This is a genomic window from Methylomonas rivi (genome assembly GCF_024505165.1).
GTDB classification, from domain to species: domain Bacteria; phylum Pseudomonadota; class Gammaproteobacteria; order Methylococcales; family Methylomonadaceae; genus Methylomonas; species Methylomonas rivi.
In genome coordinates this window covers 1-5,928 of sequence record NZ_JANIBK010000188.1, presented here as the reverse complement: position 1 = coordinate 5,928, position 5,928 = coordinate 1, and the positions used below count along the sequence as shown (strand labels likewise).

General features: G+C 50.5%; 7 protein-coding genes. 1 reads left to right on the top strand and 6 read right to left on the bottom strand.

Translation table 11 applies throughout. From position 1 onward, the window contains the following. Nucleotides 1–143: 143 nt before the first annotated feature. The 6 genes from xerC to NP596_RS19320 form a co-directional block, all read right to left on the bottom strand. Complete coding sequence (xerC, locus tag NP596_RS19340) at nt 144–1,046, bottom strand: tyrosine recombinase XerC (RefSeq protein ID WP_256617043.1); 903 nt, start codon at nt 1,044–1,046, stop codon at nt 144–146. A gap of 2 nt (nt 1,047–1,048) precedes the next feature. Continuing rightward, nucleotides 1,049–1,738 carry a DUF484 family protein gene (locus tag NP596_RS19335; protein WP_256617042.1) on the bottom strand — a complete coding sequence of 230 codons (690 nt, stop codon included), beginning with the start codon at nt 1,736–1,738 and terminating at the stop codon, nt 1,049–1,051. Next, nucleotides 1,735–2,562: a diaminopimelate epimerase gene (dapF, locus tag NP596_RS19330; protein WP_305891822.1), complete on the bottom strand. Its 828-nt coding sequence runs from the start codon at nt 2,560–2,562 to the stop codon at nt 1,735–1,737. Before dapF ends, NP596_RS19335 begins: the two co-directional genes overlap by 4 nt. A gap of 5 nt (nt 2,563–2,567) precedes the next feature. After that, entirely contained in the window at nt 2,568–3,818 is a 1,251-nt protein-coding gene (lysA, locus tag NP596_RS19325) for a diaminopimelate decarboxylase (RefSeq protein WP_256617041.1), read from the bottom strand. 2 nt (nt 3,819–3,820) lie between these two features. Beyond that, on the bottom strand, nt 3,821–3,958 hold the full coding sequence (gene lptM, locus NP596_RS22110; protein ID WP_371927982.1) for an LPS translocon maturation chaperone LptM: 138 nt from the start codon (nt 3,956–3,958) through the stop codon (nt 3,821–3,823). Nucleotides 3,959–4,132: 174 nt separating this feature from the next. After that, the gene (locus NP596_RS19320) at nt 4,133–4,666 is read right to left on the bottom strand and encodes a septal ring lytic transglycosylase RlpA family protein (protein ID WP_256617040.1); all 534 of its coding nucleotides are present in this window, start codon (nt 4,664–4,666) and stop codon (nt 4,133–4,135) included. Nucleotides 4,667–4,940: 274 nt separating this feature from the next. Between NP596_RS19320 and NP596_RS19315 the strand changes: the two genes are divergently transcribed. Further along, nucleotides 4,941–5,928: NAD(P)/FAD-dependent oxidoreductase (locus NP596_RS19315; RefSeq protein ID WP_256617039.1), on the top strand; the 988-nt coding region annotated here is incomplete at its 3' end.

Below are 5,928 nucleotides of genomic sequence, written 5' to 3'. Positions count from 1 at the left end.
AAAACCCGTCAACCCCGAAGAGCCGACCATTATACAGCCCTACCTCCATTCGTCAAGCAGTTATTTTGCATACGAACAGGAAAGCACATTTCAGCATCACTTTCTTATTGATTTTTAATGGTTTTTCGTATTTTATTTGTTTTTCAATCGGGCTTCGACCGCTTAGCCCTGGGATGCGCTTTGTCATACACACCGGCCAAATGCTGAAAATCCAGATGAGTATAAATTTGGGTCGTACTGACATCGGCGTGCCCAAGCAATTCCTGAACCGCTCGAATATCCTGACTGGACTCCAACAAATGGCTTGCAAACGAATGCCGCAACATATGCGGATGAATATGCTCGGCCAAGCCATTTTTACGGCACCATCTTTCCAAACGCAGTTGCACGCTACGCCGCCCCAGCCTACTTCCTTTCAGCGATACAAATAAAGCGGATGACTCGCAATCCGGCCGGCAAGCTTGCCATTGCCGGATCGCTTTTATCGCCTTGCTACCAACGGGAACCTGCCTTTGTTTTCCGCCTTTACCATGCCTCACCCTTAAAAAACCCTCGGACAGACTCAAGTCAGCATTATCAAGCATGACCAGCTCGCTCAACCTCAGGCCGGACGAATAGAATAATTCGAACATAGCCAAATCGCGTAATTCCAAATTGGAATTCGGCTTGGCATCTAACATGCCCGCCACCTGATCGACATCCAGGGTTTTTGGCAATTTTTTGCTGACCTTCGGCGACTGCACCCCCTGAGCAGGGTTCTGCTCCACAAGCTGCTTTTTTAACAAAAATTTAAAAAAACTTCGGATTGCCGCCAATTCGCGCTGTATTGACTTAGCCCCTATGCCGGATTTATGCCTGACAGCGACATACTGCCTAATATCCGTATTTTGCAAAAGCCGCCAACCGGTTAAATCCCTCTCGGCGCAAAACTTTTGCAACCGCGCCAAATCACGACTGTAATTAGCTAGAGTATGACCGGAAGCCCATTTTTCGCCGCGCATATAATCCAAAAACAAATCCACGGCTTGCTGGACCTCATTCGGCATATCTATTCCAAATTTTGCAATAAAGAAATCAAACGCGTGCCTACAATTTCACCCATCTGGGTCAGGAACACGCTCCCCATGCTGTAATGAAACCGCCCCTCGTCTCGGCTGCCTATCGCGAGCAACCCGTCTAATTGAGTAAATAGCATCGGAATAATCGCGCATGACCGAACCTCAGCGGCGGCATCGCCAAACAAAAACTGCGCTTGCGCCAATGTTGGCCGCCCGCATTTGGGCTGATGACTCGACAATTCGCTTGAAAAATATACCAACCCTTTATCCCCCGGGTCTACAAACAAGTTATTTAACGGCGAATCCGAATTTCGCTTAATGATCTTGACCGCCACGAAATCAGTTAAAAAACTCTCGGCCAACACTTCATCCAAATTAGCAATTGCATCTTGCAGTGTGGACGCCTCCAACATCGCTAACGTCAACTCATGCATGCGCTTAAAAGCCGCGTCATTTTCGCGGGCAATATCGATCAGCGCAGTTAATTGATTCTCCTGCTCCTGATGCCTGGCCCTAAAAAGATCGAGCTGCTTGGCAATCAAGGAAATCGCGTTGCCGCTGGGATGAGGAATCAACATCTGCTCGAGCAGCTCCAAGTGATTCTTAAAAAAACCCGGATGTTGCTGTAAATAGTCCGCAATCTGCTGTTCGCTTAATTGCTCTTGTTGCCGATCATTCATATCCGTATTTGCCCTTCGTAAACCGACTCAGCCGGACCGCTCATAAAAACCGGATTCCCGCGACCAGCCCATTCAATCATTAAATGGCCGCCAGGCAAGTTAACTCCAACCTTGTCATCAAGTAAATTCTGCTCGATACCGGCTACCACTGCGGCACAAGCACCGCTGCCACAAGCTAGGGTTTCCGCGGCACCACGCTCATAAACCCGTAGATGAATTTCCCGCCGGCTTAAGACTTCCATAAAACCAACGTTGACGCGTTGCGGAAACAATTTATGCCGCTCCAATTGAGCGCCGACTGTTTCTACAGGGGCCTGCCTGACATCTTCCACCCGAATCACCGCATGCGGATTACCCATCGAAACGGCCGCGAATTCGAAGATGCCACCATCAATCTCTGCCCGATAAAGCCTGGCTTCCTTAGGCATTAGCAACGGTATCTGTTCCGGCGCATGCCTGGGAACCCCCATGTTTACCGTTATCAACCCCGCATCATCAAAACGCAACACCAATTGCCCCGCATCGGTATCGACGGTAATTTCATCCTTATCACTTAATTTTTTATCTCTGACAAATCTCGCAAAACAACGAGCACCGTTGCCGCATTGAGCAACCTCGCCACCGTCGGCATTAAAAATCCGGTATTTAAAATCAGCATTCCCACTAACCGGGCGCTCCACCAACAAGAGCTGATCGCAGCCTACGCCAAAATGGCGATCCGCAATGAAGCGGATTTGTGCGGCGGTTAAATTAATGGCTTGATTGATGGCATCAATAACGACAAAGTCGTTACCTAACCCGTGCATTTTTGTGAAATTAATCATCCTATTTACACTGGCAACAGCTTTTCGCCAGCCCACAACTGTTCGATGCTTTCCCTTTCCCTGATCAAATGGACTTGCGCTCCGTCCACCATCACTTCCGCCGGACGCGGACGCGAATTGTAATTTGAGCTCATCGTAAACCCGTAGGCACCCGCCGAACGCACGGCCAGTAAATCGCCCGGCGTGATTTTTAATTCTCTATTTTTACCTAGAAAATCGCCGGTTTCGCATACAGGACCGACAATATCCCAGGTTAACGGCTCGGCATTGCTGTTCGTATCCGCCGGAATAATAGCCTGCCAGGCACCGTATAATGACGGCCGCACCAGATCATTCATCGCCGCATCGACAATCGCAAAATTTTTGCCTGCCGTCAGCTTCAGGTATTCCACTTTAGTCAACAAAACCCCGGCATTACCGACGATGGCGCGCCCGGGCTCCAGCATAATTTCGAAACCTCTGTCCCCTAACTTGTCCAAGAGAGCCGATACATAATCGGCAGGCAACGGCGGCTGCTCGTCGCGATAACAAATCCCCAAACCGCCACCCAAATCCAAATGCCGCAAGGAGATACCTTCGCCCTGCAATTGATCAACCAATGCCAACACCCTGTCCATGGCATCCAGAAACGGCGCGGTTTCCGTCAATTGCGAGCCGATATGGCAATCGATACCTACTATTTTAATATTAGGCATTTGCGCGGCACGCCGGTACTCATGGATAGCCGACTGTATATCGATGCCGAATTTGTTTTCCTTAAGCCCGGTGGAAATATAAGGATGGGTTTTGGCATCGACATCCGGATTAACCCGAAAGGAAACCGGCGCGATAACACCCAATTCGCCCGCCAAGCGATTGATTCGATCCAACTCGCCGCTGACTTCGACATTGAAACAGCGAATCCCCACCTGCAATGCCGCCCGAATTTCATCCTCGCGTTTACCCACGCCGGAAAACACTATTTTTTCAGGCGCCCCGCCGGCGGCCAACACCCGCCGCATTTCTCCCACCGAGACGATATCGAAACCCGATCCCAACCGAGCCAATACATTTAAAACAGCCAGATTGGAATTGGCTTTCACGGCATAGCAAATAAGATGCGGATAACCCTTAAATGCATCGTCAAACGCCCGCCAGTGACGCTCCAAGGTAGCCCGAGAGTAAACATAACAAGGGGTACCGAATTGTGCGGCAATATCTTCAACGGCACACTCTTCGGCAAACAATTTTGTTTGTCGATAATTAAAAAAATCCATGATTATTGTTCTTCGTCGGGCGATTGTTTGGGCACGTAAACGGGGGGCGGACTATCGGGCAAGTACAGAGGACCGGTCTGGCCGCATGCTTGAGCAAGCACGGCCACCAGAACCAGAAAAAGTAGTGTGTTAACTCTCATAACTACGGCAATCATCCAAAACGCGGAAAACTCTCCGCAATAAAGTTTTGGAAATATAGCACAGACCGGGCACTAAAAGCATGATCAAGCGCCGGAGCGGCAAAAGGGCGCGGCCTGTCGGTCGCTTAAAACAAATTTCTATTTAACTACAACCGGCTGCCAAACGTTCAGCGCTTACGAATCGCCAGCCGGCTGATCCGTATACGCCACCTCAACTTCCACCAGCCCTTTGACCCCCAATTTTTTAGCGGCCGCGTGCGATAAATCAATCAGCCTTTCATGATGAAAAGGCCCGCGATCGTTAACCGTCACCACTATAGAACGCCCATTTTTTAGATTGGTCACTTTCACTCTGCACGGCAAAGGCAAGGTTTTGTGCGCTGCGGTCAATTGATTCGGATTGAAACGGCTACCCATGGCCGTCAGGTTACCTGATTCGGCGCCATACCAAGACGCAACGCCGCGCGTACGATAACCCGCCGCCGACAACATCGGATAATAGGTTTTACCTTTGACGGTATAGGGCTTGTTATAAGACGCTTGATTATCGTAATCCGGGATTTCCGCCCGCTCGGGACTAGGCGGTATTGGCGGTTCCGAAGCGCATCCCACCAACAAAATAATCAGCACCGTTTGCGGAATGACACGGCCGGATAAGCGAGCAATCCGCCTCCAACTCCCGCCGTCACCGGGACATGTTTCCGTCATAGCTTGACTCCCAATATTCCTGAATTAATGTGTTTTTTGAAGTAATGCTTGGTCAATTTGCCAGGCGAAACTTAACAATTCGTTAACACCGGCCACCCATTGCGGATGGTATGCAGCTAATCATTTACTTGATTTTTGCGGTTTTTTATTCGGTTCTTCAAACTCGGTCAGGCATGACGCGATTGGTTATAATGCCCGCCATGGAAATCAACAATAATAATGGACAATTTTTTATGCGCATCGAGCGCCCTCCATCCTAAGGGGAAGACACGACATGGCTGATGACATACATAAAATCCTGATTATCGGCGGAGGAGCCGCCGGTCTGGAACTGGCAACCCGTCTTGGCCAACAATTGGGCAAACCCGGACTTGCGGAAGTTACGCTGCTGGACGCCGCTTCAACCCATATCTGGAAGCCCTTGCTGCACGAAGTAGCGTCCGGCACGTTGGCCGAGGCCGAGGAAATCGAATATCTGGCCCAGGCGCATAGTAATCACTTCCGTTTCTTGTTCGGCAAAATGGAAGGTTTGAATCGGGCAAACAAGGAAATCATCGTCAGCTCGATTACCAACAAGAAGGGCGAAGAGATCATTCCGCAACGCCGCTTCAAGTATGACACGCTGGTGATGGCGGTCGGCAGCGTCAGCAACACCTTTGGCATCAAGGGCGTTGATAAATATTGCCGCTTCATCGATACCACTAAGGAAGCTTTCCGTTTTCAAAAACAGCTGGTGGAGACTTATTACATACAGTCTTACGCCAACCAAAGTCACCAGCGCGACAAGCCGTTGTCGATTGTCATCATCGGCGCCGGGGCGACGGGCGTGGAATTGTCCGCCGAGCTGCATGAAGTGACTAAACTGCTGGCCACCTACGGGCTGGAAGGCTCGATAGACGTCAACATCACCATTATCGAAGCCGCCAGCCAATTATTGCCGGCCTTGCCGCCGCGCCTGTCGCAAGCCACCCAGGAGCAATTGATCAAACTGGGCATCCAGTTAAAACTGGGCCGCAAAGTCACGGAAGTGACCGAAACCGAAGTGCACACCTACGACGGCGAAGTGTTCGATGCGGATTTAAAAGTCTGGGCGGCCGGTATCAAGGCGCCGGACTGGATGAAGAATCTCGATGGTTTGGAAACCAACCACATCAATCAATTGGTGGTCGGCCAGACGCTGAAAACCGGCGACGATAATATTTTCGCGATCGGCGACTGCGCCGCCTGCGAGTGGGCCGGCCACGGCGGCAACGTGCCGCCCC

What these genes read in the sequence shown, in the direction of transcription:
- xerC (WP_256617043.1), bottom strand. Translation starts at nt 1,046, where the DNA reads ATGCCGAATGAGGTCCAGCAAGCCGTGGATTTGTTTTTGGATTATATG.
- NP596_RS19335 (WP_256617042.1), bottom strand. Translation starts at nt 1,738, where the DNA reads ATGAATGATCGGCAACAAGAGCAATTAAGCGAACAGCAGATTGCGGAC.
- dapF (WP_305891822.1), bottom strand. Translation starts at nt 2,562, where the DNA reads ATGATTAATTTCACAAAAATGCACGGGTTAGGTAACGACTTTGTCGTT.
- lysA (WP_256617041.1), bottom strand. Translation starts at nt 3,818, where the DNA reads ATGGATTTTTTTAATTATCGACAAACAAAATTGTTTGCCGAAGAGTGT.
- lptM (WP_371927982.1), bottom strand. Translation starts at nt 3,958, where the DNA reads ATGAGAGTTAACACACTACTTTTTCTGGTTCTGGTGGCCGTGCTTGCT.
- NP596_RS19320 (WP_256617040.1), bottom strand. Translation starts at nt 4,666, where the DNA reads ATGACGGAAACATGTCCCGGTGACGGCGGGAGTTGGAGGCGGATTGCT.